The organism is Rheinheimera sp. (assembly GCF_965283995.1).
Taxonomy (GTDB): Bacteria; Pseudomonadota; Gammaproteobacteria; order Enterobacterales; family Alteromonadaceae; genus Pararheinheimera.
This window is the reverse complement of the sequence record NZ_CBDIQG010000001.1, coordinates 831,467-852,218: the sequence shown is the minus strand read 5'-3', so window position 1 is coordinate 852,218 and position 20,752 is coordinate 831,467. Positions and strand designations below refer to the sequence as shown.

The window sequence follows — 20,752 nt, the reverse complement described above, 5'->3', positions numbered from 1 at the left end:
CAAGTTAGTGACTCCTTACATAGCGAAAATCAAGCCTGTTTTTGCAAAATTTTTAGGGTTGCATTCGAATTTGATCCACCTTATCTTGTGATTCGTTATGCTTTTAGCCCTATATCTAGTGCTTCCGGTTTATTCGTCATCTATTGACCCGGACAGCCCTTATCTTGCGGGCAGGCAGTCTGACAACAGTCAGCGACAACCCTAAAAAACTACAACTAAGACGGAACTCTTTCGCAATGAATCAGCCATTATACGTAACCAAAAGAGACGGTACCCGCGAGCCTCTGGACCTGGATAAAATTCACCGCGTAATAGATTGGGCGGCAGAAGGTCTGCAAAACGTGTCGGTTTCTCAGGTTGAACTGAAATCTCACATTCAGTTTTATGATGGCATCAAAACGGCGGACATCCACGAGACCATTATCAAAGCCGCTGCCGATCTGATCTCGAAGGAAACGCCGGATTATCAATATATGGCTGCCCGTCTTGCGGTATTCCATTTACGGAAAAAAGCCTACGGTCAGTTTGAACCACCAAAACTGTATGATCATGTCGTGCAGATGGTAGAAAGCCATCGCTATGACGCGCACATCCTGTCGGATTATACCAAAGAAGAAATCGATCAGATCGACAGCTTCATTGACCACAATCGCGATATGCATTTCAGCTACGCCGCAGTGAAACAGCTGGAAGGTAAATATCTGGTGCAAAACCGCGTCACCGGCCAGATTTATGAAAGTGCGCAGTTCCTGTACATCCTGGTCGCAGCTTGTCTGTTCGCCAATTATCCTAAGGCGACCCGGTTGGATTATCTGCGCCGCTTTTACGATGCGGTATCTTTATTCAAGATTTCATTACCTACGCCCATCATGTCCGGCGTACGTACCCCAACCCGCCAATTTAGCTCTTGCGTACTGATTGAGTGTGGTGACAGCCTGGATTCAATTAACGCGACTTCAAGCGCTATCGTGAAGTATGTCAGCCAGCGTGCCGGCATCGGTATCAATGCCGGCCGGATCCGTGCGTTAGGCAGCCCAATCCGTAATGGAGAAGCTTTCCACACGGGCTGTATTCCGTTTTATAAACACTTCCAGACGGCGGTAAAAAGCTGCTCACAAGGCGGTGTCCGTGGTGGCGCAGCGACGCTGTTCTACCCACTGTGGCATTTGGAAGTGGAAAGTTTGCTGGTACTGAAAAACAACCGCGGTGTCGAAGAAAACCGTGTGCGCCATCTAGATTACGGTGTGCAGTTTAACCGGCTGATGTACCACCGTCTGATTAAAGACGAAATGATCACGCTGTTTAGCCCGTCTGATGTGCCAGGCTTGTATGATGCATTCTTTGAAGATCAGGATGTATTTGAACAGCTGTACGTGAAGTATGAAAACGACAGTTCTATCCGCAAAAAACGGATGAAAGCACTGGAATTGTTCACGCTGTTTATGCAGGAACGCGCCTCTACCGGCCGGATTTACCTGCAAAACGTTGACCACTGTAATACGCACAGCCCGTTTAATCCGAAGTTCGCGCCGGTACGTCAGAGCAACCTCTGTCTGGAAATCGCCCTGCCAACGAAGCCATTAAACGATGTCAACGATCCAAACGGCGAAATCGCACTCTGCACGCTGTCGGCGTTTAACCTTGGCGCCATCGAAGATTTAAGCGAGCTGGAAGAATTAGCGGAACTGGCGGTACGCGCGCTGGATAGCCTGCTTGGCTATCAGGATTACCCTATCCCAGCTGCATTCCAGGCGTCGATGAATCGCCGCACCTTGGGTGTTGGTGTGATCAACTATGCCTATTATCTGGCGAAAAACGGCGTGAAGTACTCGGACGGTTCGGCCAACGCGCTGACACACCGCACTTTCGAAGCCATTCAGTATTACCTGATGAAAGCATCGAACAAACTGGCACAGGAATTTGGTCCTTGCCCGCTGTTCAATGAAACTACCTATTCCGAAGGTATCATGCCAATTGATACCTACAAAAAAGACCTGGACAAAATCTGCAACGAACCATTGCAACTGGACTGGGAACAACTGCGCAAAGACGTGGTAAAACATGGCCTGCGGAACTCAACCTTGTCAGCGCTGATGCCGTCAGAAACGTCTTCGCAGATCAGTAATGCGACCAATGGTATTGAACCACCTCGCGGCCATATCAGTATTAAAGCCAGTAAAGACGGCATCCTGAAACAGGTAGTGCCGGAATACGACCGACTGAAAAACCAATATGAGTTGTTGTGGGATATGCCAAACAACGACGGTTACATCAGCCTGGTGGCGATTATGCAGAAATTCGTCGATCAGACCATTTCTGCCAACACGAACTACGACCCGGCCAAATTCGATGGTGGCAAGGTGCCAATGAAGGTGTTGCTGAAAGACTTACTGACCGCATACAAACTCGGTGTCAAGACGATGTACTACCATAACACCCGTGACGGTGCATCTGACGTGCAGGAAGATATCAAACCTGCTGCCGCGGAAGATGACGGTTGCGCCGGCGGCGCCTGTAAGATCTGATGTGACATCGACCATGAAAGCGGAGCCAGGTGCTCCGCCTTTTTGTGTCCGGACCTGAAAAACCAAATTTGTATTTTTGTACCATAACAACGAGATAATCCATGACCTATACCACCTTTAACCGGATCAACAACGATCAGCTGAAAGAGCCGATGTTTTTTGGTAATTCGGTAAACGTGTCACGCTATGACCAACAGAAATATGGCATTTTCGAAAAACTGATCGAAAAGCAGCTGAGTTTCTTCTGGCGGCCGGAGGAAGTGGATGTCAGTAAAGATCGGATCGATTTCCAGCACTTGCCGGACCATGAAAAACACATTTTTATCAGCAACCTGAAATATCAGACCCTGCTGGATTCAGTGCAAGGCCGCTCGCCAAACGTCGCGTTGCTGCCAATTGTGTCATTGCCGGAACTGGAAACCTGGATTGAAACCTGGGCGTTCAGCGAAACTATCCACAGCCGCAGTTACACCCACATTGTGCGCAATATCACCACTGAACCGCACAAAGTATTCGACGATATTCTGCTGAATGAAAAAATCATCGAGCGCGCTGACGAAGTCACCCGCTATTACGACGATCTGATTAACTCGATTAATCTGTATCACTTGTGTGGTGAAGGCACGCATCAAATCAATGGTGAAAGCCGTACTATCACGCGCCGCGAACTGAAGCGTAAGCTGTACCTGTGCATTATGTCGGTCAACGTGTTAGAGGCTATCCGCTTCTACGTCAGTTTTGCCTGTAGTTTCGCTTTTGCCGAGCGCGAATTGATGGAAGGTAATGCCAAAATTATCAAACTGATCGCCCGCGACGAAGCGCTGCATCTAACCGGCACCCAGCATATGCTGAACATCATGGCCGCCGGTGAAGACGATCCGGAGATGGGTGAAATCGCCCGTGAATGTGAAGAGCAGGCTTATGCGATTTTCCGCCGCGCTGCTGAGCAGGAAAAAGAATGGGCCGAGTTTTTATTCAAAGATGGCTCGATGATCGGTTTGAACAAAGACATTTTGTGCCAGTACGTCGAATACATCACTAACATCCGGATGGTGGCAATCGGCCTCAAAGCCATTTTCAGCACCACGCAAAACCCAATCCCGTGGATTAACGCCTGGCTGGTGTCTGACAACGTCCAGGTTGCCCCGCAGGAATCGGAGATCAGCTCTTATTTGGTCGGACAGATTGATAACGAGGTCGATGGCGCCGACTTTGGCGACTTTGATCTCTGATGCATCGGATCCGGCTGCAGGATGGCAGCAGTTTTGATTTTGACCCACAAAGTCCGAATTTGCTGACCAGCCTGGAGCAACAGAAATATCAGGTGAATTTTCACTGCCGCGCCGGCTTTTGCGGCGCCTGCCGCTGTAAGTTAGTGTCTGGCCAAATCAGTTATCTGGAAGAACCCTTGGCCTTTGTCCGCAAAGGCGAGTTTTTACCATGTTGTAGCGTGCCAGCTTCAGATCTGGACATCGAAATCCCCTAAGTGGTTGCAGTGACAGTTTTTCTCAATAAAAAAGCCTGCTATTGCAGGCTTTTTTCGCTAGGCAAAAACTTACTTACGCACACCTTCAACGACCAGATCCAGATAGACAGTCTCTGATGCCGGGCCGAGGATATTTTTGATCGCGAAGTCAGTCAGCTTGATGCTGGTCGTGCCGTGGAAACCAGCACGGTAGCCGCCCCATGGATCTTTGCCTTCGCCGGTTTTTGTCGCAGCAATCGTGATTTCTTTGGTAACGCCGTTTAACGTGAAGTTACCCACCAATTCAAACTTACCATCGGCGCCTGGCACTACTTTAGTGCTGACAAAGCTGGCTTTCGGGTGTTTATCAACATTCAGGAAATCACCACTGCGTAAGTGCTTGTCACGCTCAGCGTGGTTTGAATCGACCGATTTGGTGTCGATATCCAGTTTGATTTTTGCTGCTGCCAGATTGGCGCTGTCATAGCTGAAATCGCCGCTAAAAGTGTTAAAACGACCATGTAACCAGCTGTAGCCTAAGTGGCTGACTTTAAACTGGACAAAAGCGTGAGCGCCTTGCGTATCAACTACGTAGTCTGCTGCCTGAGCAACAGAAGTAAAAGATGCAGCAAAAGCAGCAGCAAGCAGTAATTTTTTCATTTAAATCTCCGTTTTATCAAGGGAAGACGCTGCGGCGTTACGACGGCCAAGCATCCGCGTCAGGGTGTTATCTTTGTCTACAAAATGATGTTTCAGTGCTGCTCCAGCGTGCAACACCACCAATACAATTAATGCCCAGGCCAGATAGAAATGTGCGGTGCCGGCAATATCTGCCTGTTCCGGGAAAAATTCACCAAACCCAGGCACTTCAAACAATCCGAACACCGGAATGCCCCGATTGTCGGCGGTTGAAATCAGATAGCCGGACACAATAATTGCCAGCAGTAGCGCGTACAGCAGCGCATGCGCAAGCACTGCGGCCTTTTGCTGCCAGCCGCTACCGAGCGTGGCAGGCTTGCCAAACAGGCGAATCGCAACGAGGCGCGACACCAACAATAAAGCCAGCAAAATGCCAAAACTTTTATGCAGATTCGGCGCGGTTTTATACCAGCTGCTGTAATAGTCGAGCCCGGTCATCCAGAGCCCAACCCCAAACAGCGCAGGGATCATCAGCGCCATCAGCCAATGTAGTGCAATATGCAGCGGATGAAAATGTTGCGTTTGTGTAGTCATAATCCCTCCTGATTGCATTCTGTCCTAATAGCCTATCGAATAAAAGTGGCAAAATTAGGCTTAATTATTCTAATTTATAAAAAGATTATTGCTGTACCCCGGTTCTGGCCGCAATTAAAAAACACATAGTAGCCTGATGTCCGATCCCCACTATCTACTGGCAACCCCGTGACAGCAACACGATGACGAGAATCAGGTGTAGCCATCATGACGCCCGCTCCCGCAGCTTTTATGACGACTGCATTAAAACTAAATAATTAGTTGATCAAAAATATAGCTTTCGGTAGAGTTGAAACTAACAAATTAGTTTTAAATGGAGTCACTGGCATGGCGCGGCCAAAATCGAATGAACTGACGGCAGCAGAACAGAAAATTATGCAGGTGTTGTGGCTGCGTGGCGCTTTAACCGTACGTGATATCGCCGCCGAGCTCAATCAACAGCAACAGGTCGCTTACACCACAGTACAAACGCTGTGCCGCATTTTGTTGGATAAAGGCCATGTCAGCTGTGAAAAACAAGGCAAAGCCTTTTTGTATCAGGCGACGACAGTCCAACAAGAAGCGCGCAGTCAGGCCTTGTTGGCACTGGTAAAGAAGTTTTTTGGTGGCTCAACGGATTTGTTGGCGCAACATCTGATTGCAGATACCGCGTTGTCGGCAGACGTTGCGACACAACTGCAACATAAGATTGATCAGGCTGCGGCGACAACGCAACCGGTGAAGGCAGAGCCGGCATCGTCCCGACCAGCATCCGGTAAAGAGTAAATTCATGATCGAAATCAGCTGGCTGGCATTTTATCTGATCCTGCATTTGTTGCTGGCAATGTTGTTACTGCCGGCTTTATTGCTGGCGGGGCGTAGCCGACTTAAGCATCAACCGGCAACGATGCTGAAACTTTGGCAAATCGCCGCTGCGTTGTTGGTTTTGTTCCCCATTCTACTGCTGCAACCCTGGGCGCTGGATCAACAATTGATGCCATGGTTTCAGTCGAGTGTCAGTCCAGTCCTCGAACAAAGCTCTGCGATACAAGGGTCCGCCAATCTGCCTGTCACCGGTCACGCAGTGCAGCAAGTGCATTGGCCGCTGATGTCGCAGCTTATCTATTTACTGGCACCGGCTTTTTGGCTTTGGCTGATTCTGCCGGCAGGCGTCCTGGTTCGTGCAACCAAATTACTCGCTGGCTATTACCAGGCGCGGCGTTTGCGCCAAGAAGCCAGCTTGGTCTCATCGGGCCACCTAACATCACCAGTGCCGGTGTTACAGCACCCCGCCATCCATAGCGCGATGCTGGTTGGTCTGCGTAAGCCACAGATCTTGCTACCAGCGCGCTATCTGCAGAATTTGTCATCTGAACAGCTCGGCTGTGTGATCGGCCATGAATTGTGTCATCTGCAGCATCAGGATCTGCGTGCTTTTTTACTCCAGCAAGTTGTTGGTTGCCTGTTTTGGTGGAGCCCGGCCTGGCGCTTAATCGCCAACCAATTGGATCTGTGGCGCGAACTACGCTGTGATGCAGAAGCTTCGATTCATCAGGGTGATCCGGTACTCTATGCTCAGACTCTGCTGGACTGCGCAGTCTCTGCAACCCAACAAAGAAGCCCCGTGGCTTTTTTCGCCCAGCATTTTCTGCGTCAGGCCGTTCTCACCACCCGCATAGATGCAGTATTACAACCACGATTGCCGAGCCCGGTTTGGCTTTTCGCAGCGATCAGTGCCGCGTTCCTGTTGTGGTGCATCGCATCATTGATGTTGGTGCAGCAATGGCAACTAGCCGAGTTACCAGCCAAACATGCACAAGTCCGCCTGAGTCAGTTAAAACCTTTGGCCGAACTGCTCGAGGCGGTGCAGGCGAATAATCCGGCTCAAGTTGTTGCGTTGTTGCAGCAAGGTGCACCATTGGATTTGCCGATGCCGGGCGACGGCAATGCATTGATGGTCGCCGTCCGCCGGCAACTGCCGGAGATGGTCCATTTGTTATTAAGTCGCGGCGCAGATCCGAATGTCAGCAGTCGCGGTGACGGTAACGCACTGATTATTGCCAGTCAGCTTGGCAATCTGTCACTCGCCCGGCAGTTGATTGCTGCCGGCGCTGATGTCAACGCCGTGGTGCTCGCTGATGAAACCGCACTGATAAATGCCAGTGCCCGCGGCGACCTTGTCATGCTGCAATTACTATTGTCCCACGGGGCGCTGATTAATTTGCAGGTTGAAACACCGCTGTCGGACGGACCGGAAATACGTTCGGCACTGAATCGCGCTGCGAACGACCAAACCCGCCAATTCTTGCTGACGCGGGGTGCCCGCTGATGTCGCCCTGATTTAACTGCCAACCCTCCACACATCTCATGGTCTGTCAGCCCTTTTTTGGCGCTGCCAGGTTGTTATTGCCAAAAGGAAGAGCCACATGTCGAAATTAAAAATGAAAGGATGGAAATTTTTGCTGCTGTTACCCGTGCTGGTTATTGCCATCCCGGTGCTATGGTACCTGACCATTGGCTGGCAACAGGTCGCCGAAGATGCGCCAGCGACCCAGCACATTTATCAGGCTGAATTCACGAGCGCCGCAGGTGCTGCTTTTGCGGCACTGCAGCAATCCAGAAAACAGCAGCAGATGCCGGCACTCACTGCTGCTGTTGCCTGGCAGGGCAAACTGCTGTGGGCGGGCGCTGCCGGCTACGCCGATATCAGTACCAACCAGGCCGCCAGCACACAAAGTCAGTTTCGCATTGGTAGCACGTCAAAAGCCGTCACTGCCACCGCGATAGCCCGTGCTGTTGCAGCCGGTATTCTTCAGCTCGATGTGCCTATTGGGCAATACAAAACCAACTTACCGAATCCGGCGTGGCAAAACCTGACTTTGCGTCAGCTGTTGTCGCATACCGCGGGGTTGCCTGGCTATGAGCAAAATGACGATTGGCGCGGTGTGGTACAAAGCCTGCTGAAACAGCGCCATTTTCCCAATGTTGACGACGGTCTGCAGATTTTTGATGAAGCGACGTTACAGTACAAGCCTGGCCACGGTTTCTTATACAGCTCTTTTGATGTCAATCTGGCCAGTAGCGTGCTGCAAAGCGCCAGCCGTACGCCCTTTTTGGACTATCTGAAGCAGAGTCTCGGTACGCCACTAAACCTGCAAAGTCTTGGCGCTGCGCATCGTCCTCATCAGCAGCAGGTGACCTTTTATCAATCAAAAAGCGGCGAAGTGAAACCGCACTGGCCGGTCGATCTGAGTCAAAAACTGGCTGGTGGTGGTCTGGCGGCGAGCTCCATCGATTTGGTCACCATTGGATCAGCCTGGTTTGACCCGACGTTTATCCCGCCGCAATTACAACAAGAATTCTGGACGCCGCAGCGACTGGCCGATGGCAGCATCAATCCACAAAATTATGCACTGGGCTTTCGTCACACTGAGCACGGCAACTTGTATTGCGATAAGGACCACCCGTTGAAAAGAAAGATCCGCTATGTGCATCATGGCGGTGTCTCTGATGGCGCGCAGAGCTGGCTGGTCATTTATCCGGATTATCAGTTGGTACTGGCAATGAACACAAACATAGTCAAAGAGGATTATTGTGATTTTGCGCTGCAAGCCGCTGAGATCCTGCGACCATTTTTACAACAAATTGACCCAACTTTGTTCTAGTGATCACAAAACAATAAGGGCACCCGCAGGTGCCCTTTACTAGATCAATTGACTACTTAAAAATCGACTTTGCCGTCACGGATATGCTGTTCACCGCGTTGTTTTGCCAGTTCAATTTGTTTTTGCCGTTCAGCAAACGAGGCTTTTTGCTCTTCGGATAACTGGTCATGGCAATGCGGGCAGCTCATGCCTTGCAGGTATTTGTCAGATTGCATATCAGCTTGCGATAACGGCATCCGGCAAGCATAACATTGGTCATAACTGCCCTGCTCCAGCCCGTGTTTGACCGCGACGCGCTGATCAAATACAAAACACTCACCTTGCCACAAACTGTTGTCTTCCGGCATTTCTTCGAGGTATTTCAGAATGCCGCCATCGAGGTGATAAACCTCTTCGAAGCCCTGCTCTTTTAGATAAGCCGTAGACTTTTCGCAGCGAATACCGCCGGTGCAAAACATCGCTACTTTTTTGTGCTTGGTTTTATCGAGGTTATCAGCCGCCCACTGCGGGAATTCGCGGAAGCTGGTGGTGTTTGGATTTACCGCGTTTTTAAAAGTACCGATAGCTACTTCGTAGTCGTTACGGGTATCAATCAAAATGGTGTCTGGATCTTCAATCAGCCGGTTCCAGTCGTCGCCTTTGACATAAGTGCCGACGATATGTTGTGGATTGACACCCGGCACGCCCATAGTCACGATTTCGGTTTTCAGTTTTACTTTGGTGCGGTAAAACGCCGGTTCATCGGCAAAAGATTCTTTATAAGACAGGCCAGAAAAACGGCCATCCGCGTCTAACCACTGCCTTACTGCGTCGATGCCTTCGCGGGTTCCACAGATAGTGCCGTTGATGCCTTCTTCAGCTAATAACAAAGTACCTTTCACTTTGTTCAGCACCAGGTGCTGGTACAAAGCGTCGCGCAGCGCGACATAATCCGGTAAAGCGACAAATTTATACAACGCAGCAACAACGTACATGATTCACCTTTTTTGCAAGAAACCGGACCGCAAATCCGGAGCAGAAAAACAGCGGCGAATTATACCGGCACCAGCCGAAAGTGCAATCAATGAAGCCCTGTAGCTAGCTTTGGCGTATTAAGTTCCAGCATTTGCTCGCCATCAGTGATCTGCAGTTGCTGCTCGTCCCGCCAGACACTCCATTGCATGCCGGCCTTGAGCATGCTCAGGCACTGCGCAACAGTATCATCCGGGATCTCGCATACCTGCACATTGCTCTGATTGCGGTGATTGTTGAGAAACCGTATAAGGCTTTGCGTATCCAACATCAGCAGTACCTGGTCGCTCTGATGCGTAGCTTTTTGCAGCAGTTTGTCATTGGGGGCATCAACCTGACACCAAAGTTGATAATGTTGATGCTGATCCAGTAGATACAAATCAGGCCCTTTTGCCTGCTGTACCGCCAGTGCCGGCTGTAATTCGTATAAACAAAGCCAGGCTAATAAACGCCGGCTGAAGTGCTCGGCAGTTTCCGCCGGGAATGGAGACAAATAGTACTTATCGTGTTGAAACATCCGCGTGGCGGCACTGTTATAAAACAGCTCAAGTTTGAGGACCTTCAGTTGCATCTGCATCGCGCACCTCTTGCTGACTCTGCCCGTTGCTTCTTTAGTGTAGAAGCTATCTGCAATTGATGCATAACCCATGCACAATCCACAATTCATAGGTTCGTTTTCTTGCCATACCCCCTCGCTGCTGTGAAATGACAAGAACCGCGGTTTAAATAGATTGAGACTTCAAAGGATAAACCGTAAAATGTTATATCATCACAGTCATTCCAGAGAATATGCCTATGTCATTTCGTCTCTCTCCACTGCAACTGGCAATCGCCATCACTTTCCTTTCTGCGTCAGCGCAAGCTGCCGATCTGATGGTTACCGGTAAAATCACTGCTGACAACGGCCAACCGGTCAAAAATGCCAAAGTGCATGTCCATGGCCGCCAACAATATGTCTACACCAATGCTGCCGGTGAATTTCAGTTAAATGCTGCCAATGGGGCTGAGCTGCACATTGCAGCCAAAGGTTTTAACGATCAATTCGTCAAAGTAGAAGCGGCGGATCTGAACGTATCGCTAACCAAAGGTACGATCGAACATTTACGTGTATCCGCTGCAGGCCTGCATCACTACGACTTAGAGATGGCACAACCCGCCTCAGTCCTCAGTGGCGAAGCTCTGACGCGTCGTCAGGAGCCAACCATCGGCGAAACGCTGAAATTCACCCCGGGTGTGCACAGTAATTATTATGGCCCGGTCGCTGCTGCGCCGGTGATCAGGGGCTTAGATGGCCCGCGGGTAAAAGTCCTCAGCAATGGACTCGACAGCGCCGACGTGTCGCGCGTTGGCCCAGACCATGCAATTTCCGCCGACGCCATTACCACAGAACAAATCGAAGTCCTACGTGGCCCCGCCACGCTGTTATACGGTAGCGGCGCTATTGGTGGCGTGGTGAATCTTGTCGACAACCGGATCCCGCGTCAGATGCGCAGCCCACAAACAGTGATTGACACTAAATACAACAGTGTCGCCAATGAAAGAACCGCGGCGCTGGCGCATGATGGCAGTCAGGACGAATATGCCTGGCATTTGGATGGTTACGATCGCCAAACAGATAACTTCGATACGCCGACCTTTACCAACGATGAAGGTGAAACGCTGGACCAAATTGCCAATAGCCAACTCGATAATCAGGGCTTTAACCTTGGCGGCAGCTGGGTGACCAAAGATGGTCTCATCGGTGTGTCTTATGGCCGGATCAACAGCCAGTATGGTATTCCGGGCCACCACCACCACGGTGGAGAGGAAGAATCTGCAGAAGATCATGCTGACGAAGGCGTCTACGCCGACCTGACGCAAAATCGTTACGGCCTGGCCGCTGAATGGTATGCGCCGATCAAAGGCATTGAAACCGTTGCGCTGCAGAGCGCTTACACTGATTATCAACACGCTGAAGTTGAAGGTGGTGTGCCGGGCACCCGCTTTGAAAACGACAGCCTGGAAAACCGCTTGAGCATCGAACATAGCGACTTCCTCGGTTGGCATGGTCTGGTGGGTTTCCATCAGCAACAAAGTGATTTTACCGCGACCGGCGAAGAAGCCTTTACACCAGCCACAGATACCAACAGTAACGCGCTGTTTATCCTCGAAGAAAAATCCTTTGGCGATCTGCAGTGGCAACTTGGCGCACGGCTGGAGCGTGTCAGCCATACCCCGCTTAACAGCGACCTCATTACGCCTCACGATGAAGAAGAGGAAGAACATGAGGAACTGTTGCTGACCAAATACGCAGCGAACGCTGCTAGTGTTTCTTCCGGACTGGTCTGGCAGTTTGTACCAGGCTATCAGTGGTCATTGCAGCTCAGCCATTCAGCGCGGGCACCGGGCGCCAGCGAACTCTTTGCCAACGGCCTGCATATCGCCACTCAGGGCTATGAGCTCGGCTTAGGTTATGAACTTAGTGCAGATGGCGACATTCACTTCCACCCGGATGCTGTTGCCAAAGAAGTCGCCAACAACATAGACCTTGGTTTTGCTAAGACCAAAGGCGACCTGACGTTTAGCTATAACTTCTTCCTGAACCAGGTTGATGATTTTATTTATCAGGCCAATACCGGCCTGACCATGGCGCAACTGCATGCACACGAAGAACACGAAGGTGAAGCTGAAGATGATCATGCGCACGATGACTTCACGGTCTACCAGTACCGCCAGGCCGATGCCAGGCTCTATGGCGCTGAATTTGCTCTGACCTGGCGCTTCGCGCCGGCGCAGCAGCTGGAATTTTTTGCCGACAGCGTACAGGCTGAGCTCAAATCCGGCGGCGACCTGCCGCGCACGCCGCCGATGAAAGCCGGTGTCGGCTATCAGTATCAGGGTGAAAACTGGTCCGGGCAATTTGGCCTGACGCATTACGCCAAACAAGACAAAATTGCGGTCGATGAAACAGTTACCGCTGGTTATACCTTGGTCGATGCAAATGTCAGCTACGACTTTGATTTATCAGCGCTGGATTTAACTGCTTATCTGAAAGCAACCAACCTGACGGATAAACTGGGCTTTGTGCATAGTTCTTTTGTCAAAGAAGACGTGCCATTACCAGGCCGCTCCGTCGCTTTGGGCCTGACCGCCCGCTTCTGATTGGCTTTCAGACAGAAAAACGGCAGCTTTCGCTGCCGTTTTTCTGTCTGAATCTAAGCCCCAAATTCTGGTCCAAATCTTTGGCCAGAAATCTCTGGGCCTAACTCATGCTGTGCAAGCCCAGCTTATTCCCAGCGACGTCGAGGAACATGCCGATAAAGCCGTGTTCGCCAATCGACATTTTCTCCACCAGCACAGTGCCACCAGCGGCAGCGATTTTCTCCAGCTGCGCACTCACTTCAGCGCAGCCAAAATAGATGGTCACGCCGACAGTGGCCGGTTCTGCGTCCGGTCCCTGCACTAAAGCGCCGGCCGAACCTGGTTTACTGTGGTCTGCAGCAAACATCGCCATTTTGTATGGCGGCATATCCAAGGCTTCAAACTCAAAGCCAAAGGCTTGCTGGAAAAACTGCTGATTCTTTTCAAGATCTGGTGATGGGATCTCAAACCAGCCAACCGGATTGTATTCAATACTCATGTCTTGCACTCCTGGCAGAAAAATAGCACCGCTGCTAACACTAGCAGCCGCCATCATTTCTGCCAGCGCGTTCGTCACATCTGGCTAAAGCATTGAATAAAATCAATAAACACAAGGCTTTTACTACATCAGTTGCAACAATGCCTGCAGCGGATGCTTCGGTTTAAAGCCTTCATAACGCTTGACCTGACTGCGGCAAGAAAAGCCGGTGACGAGCAGTAAGTCTGGCGCGGTTTTCCGAACCGGCGCAGCCCAGCTTAAATCAAACAAGGCCCGGCTATTAGCCTGATTTTGCGCTTCGTGGCCGTATGTGCCCGCCATACCGCAACAACCGGTCGCCACCACCTGAATGGACAAACCGGCCTGCTGGAAGATCTGCTGCCAGCTCTTTTCTGTTGCCGGCAACGCGGTTTTTTCGGTGCAGTGTGCCAGCAGCTTAAAGACACCGGAACTGTGCAGCTGAGGCATTGGCCGGCCAACCAGCCATTCATGCAACAACTTCACCTGATAGTCACCACGCTGCTCGCCTAACGCTTTGACATACTCGTCGCGATACACCAATACCAGTGAAGCATCCAGGCCCAGCAGTGGCGCGCCGAGTGTGCTGACCTGCTGCAGGAATTCGCTGGCAGTTTGTGCTGTCGCGGCAAATTCACGTAAGAAGCCTTTGACGTGTTGCGGTTTGCCGTTGGGCAAAAATGGCAGCAGTACCGGGTCAAAACCGAGTTTACGCAACAGCGCCATGGCATCAGCGACCAAATCTGCTTCATAAAAGCTGGTAAATGGGTCTTGTACTAACAGTACTAGCTTGGCTTTGTCTGCAGCTGATAAGCCTTGTAAGGTGGCTAAATCAAAGGCGCGATACTGTTGCACCCGTTGTGTCAGTACCGGTGTGGACAGCAATGGCGTGTCGACATACCCCACAACCTTTTTCAGCAACCAGGCGACTGGGGCCAGTTTCACTACACCATTGACCAGACCCGGTGCTTTGGCCAAGACAGGAGCTGAGCGCTCGATGTTGCCGACAATATAGTCTTTCAGTGGACGCAAATAGCGACTGTGATAGAGCTGAATAAAACGGGCACGGAAAGATGGCACATCAACTTTGATTGGGCACTGACCAGCACAGGCTTTACAGGCCAGACAACCTTCCATCGCTTCCATCACTTCATGCGAGAAATCGGCTTCGCCACGCCATTTACCCACAGTATTTTGTACTTTTTGCAGCAAACCGGCCGGGCCGCTGCTGGCTTGCAACAACTGTTGTTCCTGCGCGAGCACATCGACACCTTGTTTTTGCATCAGCCGTAACCATTCGCGCATCAGACCGGCCCGACCTTTGGGGCTATGGCGCCGGTCTTTGGTGACCTTACTGGACGGACACATTGGCGAGTTTTCTTCATAGTTAAAGCACAGCCCATTGCCGTTACAGCTGGTGGCCGCTTCAAAACTTTGTCGCACGACTGTCGGGATTTGACGGTCGAAATAGGCCCGTTTCTGGCCGTCGACACTGACCAGTTGGTCCTGACTTTGCCACGGCGTACAGATTTTGCCCGGGTTCATCCGGTTCAGCGGGTCAAACACGCCTTTGATTTTACGCAGTTCAGCAAACAGTTCTTCACCAAAAAACGCCGGGCCGTACTCGCTGCGATATCCCTTGCCGTGCTCACCCCACATCAGACCGCCATATTTGGCGGTTAGTGCAACCACCTGATCGGAGATAGTCCGCATCAGCGCTTCCTGACCCGGCTCGCATAAATCCAGCGCCGGGCGCACGTGCAAAACGCCGGCATCGACATGACCGAACATGCCGTAACTCAAGCCATGGCTATCAAGTAAAGCGCGGAATTCCATAATAAAATCGGCCAGATTTTCTGGCGGCACTGCAGTATCTTCGGTGAAAGGCACTGGTTTTTGCGACCCTTTGGCATTCCCCAATAAGCCAACGGCTTTTTTGCGCATGGCATAAATCTGCAGGATCGCCTGCGGGTCATAGGTCAGCTGATAGCCAATGATGCCACTTTCACCACTGTCGAGCGCGGCTTGCAGCCGCTCTTCAAGATGCGCGACTTTTTCTGCCATACCGGCATCGTCTTCATCGTTAAATTCCACCATGTTCAGGCCCAGCATGTCCTGGCCCGGCACGTCTTCAATATAAGTTTTAACCTGATGCCAGATGATGTCCTGACGTGCAAGATTCAGAACCTTACTGTCGACCGTTTCTACCGATGTGGCATTGGCGGCGACTAAAAATGGCGCATTACGCAGTGCACTCTCAAAGCTGTTGTATTTCACGTTGACCAGGCATTTGTGCCGGGCAATAGGCGTGACGTTCAACAATGCTTCAGTGACAAAACCCAGCGAGCCTTCAGAGCCGGTGATCACCCGGCCAAGGTCAAACTCAGTCAGATCGGGGTTAAACACATGCTCGAGGTCGTAGCCAGTCAGAAAGCGATTTAAGCGCGGAAATTTCGCCAGAATTTGGGGCCGGAATTGACGACAGCTGGCTAACACCTGACGGTAAATATGGCCTTCTGCAGTGTCGAGCGCAGCTTTAGCTTCGGCTTCGGCAATCGGCTGCGAAGCAGTTTTTAGCACAGTGCCGTCGGCTAACACAGTGGTCAGTGCTAATACGTGATCACTGGTCTTGCCATACACCAGCGAGCCCTGTCCTGATGCATCGGTATTGATCATACCGCCGATAGTCGCCCGGTTTGATGTCGATAAATCCGGCGCAAAGAAGTAACCAAACGGCGCTAAATAGGCGTTAAGCTGATCTTTAATGACGCCAGCCTGCACCCGGACCTGACGTTTTACCGGGTCAAAATCAAGGATAGTCCGCAGATGGCGCGATAAATCCACCACCAGATGCTCGGTTAAGGCCTGACCATTGGTGCCGGTACCGCCGCCTCTGGGCGCGAATTTCAGTTGCATAAAACGAGGTTCAGTCGCCAACCGGGTGATTAACTCGACATCCTGCTGATGTTTTGGCAGCAAGACCGCTTGCGGTAAAGCCTGATATACACTGTTGTCAGTAGCTACCGCCAACCGGGAAGCATAACTGGTTTCAATCTCACCCTGAAAACCGGCTTGTTGCAGGCTGGCACAATACTGTGCAACCACCGGGGCCAACATCTGTTCTGGATTTAACTTCGGGATCATAACACTGAAAACTGAAGGCAATGGGAGCCTGAGTATATCACCCGGCTCCGGCGGGATTAAGGCTTAATCTGGTTTTTCACCGGCTTTAATCTTCCTGACGTTTTTGCAGCACCTCGCCTTCAATCACCAGTCCCGATGGCGCTGGATGATCAGGCCGGTTTGCTGTGCTTGCACCCGCAGCCCCCATGTCGTTTTGGCTATTTGCCTGACTTTGGCGGAATTGGTCCATTTGCGCTTGCATCTTTTGTACTAGTTTGCGTTTCTTCCACCATAAATATGGCAACAACAAAATCAGTAAAGTGGCCACTATTAATAATAACCAGACCCCAAACACTAATAAGAACAAACCACCTGCTAACAGCAGGATAAGACTAAACCAATTGGCCGGTCGGCCACTTTTCAGCTGAATAAATACCGGACCTTTTTGGCCAAAACCAGACATAACTACCTCGGATCTGCTGCAGATTAATTGTCGTACTCTATACAGGATATGGGGACTCGCCGGACAATCACCAGTGTAAAACTGTAAAAGTTTATCTTTGTACGGCTAACCCCTCTGGCTGACAGTAGAGTCGCCTTCTGCTTTACTGTAGTGATATCCCGGTTGCCGGAGCTGCTGATGCGCTGGATCTTACTGTGTTGTTGTGTGTTGTACGCTTGGCCACGCTTGGCTTTCGCCTGTGAATTACGGGTGCAGGTCAGTGATTTTCCGCCGTATTCCTATCAAAAAGATGGGGAATGGCGTGGTAGCCGGGTAGTGTTGTCGCAGCGGCTGGCGCAGAAACTCAATTGTGGTGTGCGATTTTATGACGTGCCTTGGGCGCGGGCGCTGATTTTACTGCAACAAGGTGATCTGGATCTGATGTTTAACCTGACGCCGACTCCGGCCCGTGAGAGTTTTTTGTGGTTTAGCCGGCCGCATCATCTGGAACGATTGGCATTTGCCACGACGCTGACCGAGCCGCAATGGCAACAATTGCAAGACATGCAAAAACTCGCTGAATTCCCCGGCATTATTGCATTAACCCAAGGTAGCTATATGGGGGAACCAATGATGCAACTATTACAACAGAGCAAATTCCGGCAAAAAACGCTGGAAGTCGCTGAACGCCGTGTTAAAAACGAACTGGTGTTAAAAGACCGGGCGCAAGGGCTGGTGGAAGATTTGGATTACCTGAAGTTTGCCATTGCCAATTTCCCTGAGTACCAGCAGTTGACCATCACGCCGTTACGACTGGCCCAAACCAAAGTTTCGGCCGGTTTCAGTAAACAATCCGTGTTGTTTGCACAAAAACGTCAACTGGAGCAGGCCATTGCTGAGCTGGACGCAGAAGGTCTGTGGTTTTCTGAACTGCCTTGAGCATGCATCTGTAACGTAAAAGCCCCGCAAGCGGGGCTTTTACGTTTAACGAGTGGCTTTCATCTGTGGTTAGGGCTTTACCGCCACAGCACAGCGCTTCAGCTGCCAGACTTTTTCAACATAATCTTCAATTGAGCGGTCGGAGTTAAACTTAGCCACGCTGGCGGTATTGAGCATCGCTTTACGCGCCCAACCATTGCGATCACGATACCATTCATCAATTTTTTGTTGCGCGTCACAGTATGATGCGAAATCAGCCATGACCAGATAGTGATCACCACCCTCCAGTAAACTGCGTTTGATTGCCGCCAGTTCACCCGGTTTGCCTGGCGTGAAATAGTCAGTTTCTAACCAGTCCAGAATCGCCTTCAGCTCCGGATTATTCAGGTAATAATCGCGGCTATTATAGCCGTTTTTGTAAAGTGCTTTCACTTCATCCACGGTCAGACCAAAGATGGCGATGTTGTCGAGTCCGACTTCTTCCGCAATTTCGATATTCGCACCATCCAGCGTACCAACGGTCACAGCGCCGTTTAACGCCAGCTTCATATTGCCGGTCCCTGAGGCTTCTTTGCCTGCAGTCGAAATTTGTTCAGACACGTCGGCTGCCGGGATCATCTTTTCTGCCAGACTAACGCGATAGTTCGGCATAAACACCACTTTGATGCGATTTTTCACCCGTTTGTCGTGGTTGATCTTGTCGGCAATTTTATTAATCGCATAGATAATTTCTTTGGCGAGCTTGTAGCCTGGTGCAGCCTTCGCGCCAAACAGGAATACCCGTGGCACCATGTCGTAATCCGGGTTCTGCAAAATTCGACGGTATAACGCCAGAATATGTAACAGATTCAGGTGCTGGCGCTTATATTCGTGCAGGCGTTTAATCTGCACATCAAACAGAGCGTGCGGGTCGATATCGACCCCCGTCAGTCTTTTCACTTCAGTGGCAAGCTCTGCTTTGTTTTGTTGTTTGATCGCCATAAAGGCATCTTGCATCGCCGGATCATCCGCATATGCTTTTAACTTGGCAAGCTCAGTTAACTGGGTTGGCCAGGTTGTGCCAATGGTATTATCCAATAACTTTGCCAGTCGCGGGTTACAGGCTTTTAACCAGCGACGAGGCGTCACACCGTTGGTAATGTTGGTAAATTTGTCTGGCCACAATGCAACCATTTCCGGGAACAGATCGGATTTCACCAGCTGCGAGTGGATTTCAGCAACACCGTTAACCCGGAACGAACCGACCACGCATAAATGCCCCATCCGGACCATCGGCTCGTGACCTTCTTCAATGATCGACAGTTTGCGTTTTTTCTCAACATCGCCCGGCCAACGCACATCCACCTGTTCAACCAGAAACCGGCGGTTAATTTCGTAGATAATTTCCAAATGCCGTGGCAGTACTTTTTCAAATAACCGCACCGGCCAGCGCTCCAGCGCTTCGGGCAATAAAGTGTGGTTGGTGTAAGCGAACACATGCTGACAGATGTTCCAGGCGTCGTCCCAGGTCATCTCGGCGCGGTCTACTAAAATCCGCATCAATTCCGGAATAGCGACTGTTGGATGCGTGTCGTTTAACTGGATCACAACTTGTTTGGCAAACTGCGACCAGTCATCACCATGCGCACGCTTGTACCGGCGGATAATGTCTTTCAGTGAACTAGAGCAGAAGAAATATTGCTGGATCAGGCGCAGCTCTTTACCCGCTTCGGTTTCATCGTTTGGATACAGTACTTTGGAAATAGTTTCCGCTTCGATGTTCTCGCGGGCCGCGTCGATATAACCACCAGAGTTAAACACGTCCCAGTTAAAGAAATCACTGGCGCGGCTTTCCCATAAGCGCAGCACGTTGACCGAGCTGCCGTTGTAACCAACCACCGGGATATCCCAAGGCACTGCCTTGATGATGCGGCCCGGGTGCCAGACTTTTTTCATCCGGCCTTGCAGGTCGTACACGGTCTCAACGTAACCGTAAACCGAGATTTCCTGCGCCGATTCCGGCCGACAAATTTCCCACGGGTTGCCGTATTCACGCCAGGAATCCGGCCGTTCGATTTGTATGCCGTGCTGGAACTCCTGCTTAAACAGGCCATGTTCGTAGTGGATACCATAGCCAATTGCCGGGTAGTTCAGCGTTGCCAGCGAATCGATAAAACATGCAGCAAGGCGGCCTAAACCACCATTACCAAGCGCCATGTCTTCTTCCTGCTCTTCCAGATCGGCGATATTGATACCGAGTTCCAGCAGTGCCTGTTTTGCTTCTTCATAAAAACCAAGATTGTGCAGGTTGTTACTGAACAACCGCCCCATTAGATACTCCAGGCTGAAATAATGCACAGCGCGGGTATTCTGCTGATAGTGGGTGCGCTGTGTGTTGCGCAGACCATCAAACACATATTCATTGATCGAAGCGCAAGTCGCACGCCACCAGGCTTGTGGACTGGCCTTATTGACGTCTGTACCGAGTGTGCTGTGTAAGTGACGGACAATACGTTCTTTTAATTCAATGGCATTTGGCCGTTGACCAACAGCGGTTGTTTCAGGAGCAGTCGCAACTTTGGCGTTCATAATTTAGTTCCAGCTGATGAGAGTCTGTTGACTCTGTAAAAATTTGCATTCTCTGGATCTTAATCGATTAACCCCGAAAGTCCAGATGAAAATAAACGTGTAACAAAATTACAGAATAGACCGTGATAAAGCAAGAATCTAACGATGTAGCTTTGCATTCTGTAA

Annotated in this window: 16 protein-coding genes; 8 read left to right on the top strand and 8 right to left on the bottom strand. The window is 50.7% G+C overall.

Translation table 11 applies throughout. The features are described 5' to 3' along the window. Positions 1–236 precede the first annotated feature (236 nt). The 3 genes from nrdA (at position 237) to yfaE (ending at position 4,011) form a co-directional block, all read left to right on the top strand. Positions 237–2,525, top strand: coding sequence for a class 1a ribonucleoside-diphosphate reductase subunit alpha (nrdA, locus tag ACQ66Q_RS03870; RefSeq protein ID WP_430455584.1), 2,289 nt, complete (start codon positions 237–239; stop codon positions 2,523–2,525). A 101-nt stretch (positions 2,526–2,626) separates the two neighbouring features. Next, positions 2,627–3,757, top strand: a complete 1,131-nt coding sequence (nrdB, locus tag ACQ66Q_RS03865) for a class Ia ribonucleoside-diphosphate reductase subunit beta (RefSeq protein ID WP_430455583.1) — start codon at positions 2,627–2,629, stop codon at positions 3,755–3,757. Beyond that, on the top strand, positions 3,757–4,011 hold the full coding sequence (gene yfaE, locus ACQ66Q_RS03860) for a class I ribonucleotide reductase maintenance protein YfaE (RefSeq protein ID WP_208931359.1): 255 nt from the start codon (positions 3,757–3,759) through the stop codon (positions 4,009–4,011). Before nrdB ends, yfaE begins: the two co-directional genes overlap by 1 nt. Before the next feature lie 69 nt (positions 4,012–4,080). Here the strand turns inward: yfaE and ACQ66Q_RS03855 are convergent, their stop codons facing one another. Next, the gene (locus ACQ66Q_RS03855; RefSeq protein ID WP_430455582.1) at positions 4,081–4,650 is read right to left on the bottom strand and encodes a YceI family protein; all 570 of its coding nucleotides are present in this window, start codon (positions 4,648–4,650) and stop codon (positions 4,081–4,083) included. Beyond that, the gene (locus ACQ66Q_RS03850; protein WP_430455581.1) at positions 4,651–5,223 is read right to left on the bottom strand and encodes a cytochrome b; all 573 of its coding nucleotides are present in this window, start codon (positions 5,221–5,223) and stop codon (positions 4,651–4,653) included. It lies immediately after the preceding gene. Between the two features lie 327 nt (positions 5,224–5,550). On the opposite strand from ACQ66Q_RS03850, the gene ACQ66Q_RS03845 reads away from it, so the two are divergent. The 3 genes from ACQ66Q_RS03845 to ACQ66Q_RS03835 all read left to right on the top strand — a co-directional run bounded on the left by ACQ66Q_RS03845 (position 5,551) and on the right by ACQ66Q_RS03835 (position 8,867). Next, positions 5,551–5,988, top strand: a complete 438-nt coding sequence (locus ACQ66Q_RS03845) for a BlaI/MecI/CopY family transcriptional regulator (protein WP_430455580.1) — start codon at positions 5,551–5,553, stop codon at positions 5,986–5,988. Between the two features lie 4 nt (positions 5,989–5,992). Beyond that, entirely contained in the window at positions 5,993–7,531 is a 1,539-nt protein-coding gene (locus ACQ66Q_RS03840) for a M56 family metallopeptidase (RefSeq protein WP_430455579.1), read from the top strand. 97 nt (positions 7,532–7,628) lie between these two features. After that, positions 7,629–8,867, top strand: a complete 1,239-nt coding sequence (locus ACQ66Q_RS03835; protein ID WP_430455578.1) for a serine hydrolase domain-containing protein — start codon at positions 7,629–7,631, stop codon at positions 8,865–8,867. A gap of 56 nt (positions 8,868–8,923) precedes the next feature. Here the strand turns inward: ACQ66Q_RS03835 and ACQ66Q_RS03830 are convergent, their stop codons facing one another. Next, positions 8,924–9,841, bottom strand: a complete 918-nt coding sequence (locus tag ACQ66Q_RS03830) for a rhodanese-related sulfurtransferase (RefSeq protein WP_430455577.1) — start codon at positions 9,839–9,841, stop codon at positions 8,924–8,926. A gap of 86 nt (positions 9,842–9,927) precedes the next feature. Continuing rightward, positions 9,928–10,449, bottom strand: coding sequence for a YaeQ family protein (locus ACQ66Q_RS03825; RefSeq protein WP_430455576.1), 522 nt, complete (start codon positions 10,447–10,449; stop codon positions 9,928–9,930). A gap of 224 nt (positions 10,450–10,673) precedes the next feature. Here ACQ66Q_RS03825 and ACQ66Q_RS03820 point away from each other — a divergent pair, with 224 nt between their 5' ends. Beyond that, positions 10,674–13,019: a TonB-dependent receptor domain-containing protein gene (locus tag ACQ66Q_RS03820; protein WP_430455575.1), complete on the top strand. Its 2,346-nt coding sequence runs from the start codon at positions 10,674–10,676 to the stop codon at positions 13,017–13,019. A gap of 100 nt (positions 13,020–13,119) precedes the next feature. Here ACQ66Q_RS03820 and ACQ66Q_RS03815 read toward each other — a convergent pair whose 3' ends face one another. The 3 genes from ACQ66Q_RS03815 to ACQ66Q_RS03805 form a co-directional block, all read right to left on the bottom strand. Continuing rightward, positions 13,120–13,497: a VOC family protein gene (locus ACQ66Q_RS03815; RefSeq protein WP_430455574.1), complete on the bottom strand. Its 378-nt coding sequence runs from the start codon at positions 13,495–13,497 to the stop codon at positions 13,120–13,122. A gap of 123 nt (positions 13,498–13,620) precedes the next feature. Beyond that, positions 13,621–16,659 carry a D-2-hydroxyglutarate dehydrogenase YdiJ gene (ydiJ, locus tag ACQ66Q_RS03810; RefSeq protein WP_430455573.1) on the bottom strand — a complete coding sequence of 1,013 codons (3,039 nt, stop codon included), beginning with the start codon at positions 16,657–16,659 and terminating at the stop codon, positions 13,621–13,623. An 85-nt stretch (positions 16,660–16,744) separates the two neighbouring features. Beyond that, positions 16,745–17,101: a hypothetical protein gene (locus tag ACQ66Q_RS03805; RefSeq protein WP_430455572.1), complete on the bottom strand. Its 357-nt coding sequence runs from the start codon at positions 17,099–17,101 to the stop codon at positions 16,745–16,747. Between the two features lie 177 nt (positions 17,102–17,278). On the opposite strand from ACQ66Q_RS03805, the gene ACQ66Q_RS03800 reads away from it, so the two are divergent. Then, on the top strand, positions 17,279–18,019 hold the full coding sequence (locus ACQ66Q_RS03800) for a substrate-binding periplasmic protein (RefSeq protein ID WP_430455571.1): 741 nt from the start codon (positions 17,279–17,281) through the stop codon (positions 18,017–18,019). A gap of 69 nt (positions 18,020–18,088) precedes the next feature. On the opposite strand, the gene ACQ66Q_RS03795 is transcribed toward ACQ66Q_RS03800, so the two are convergent. Next, positions 18,089–20,587 (bottom strand): glycogen/starch/alpha-glucan phosphorylase, encoded by a 2,499-nt coding sequence (locus tag ACQ66Q_RS03795; protein WP_430455570.1) that lies wholly within the window; start codon positions 20,585–20,587, stop codon positions 18,089–18,091. Positions 20,588–20,752: the final 165 nt, after the last annotated feature.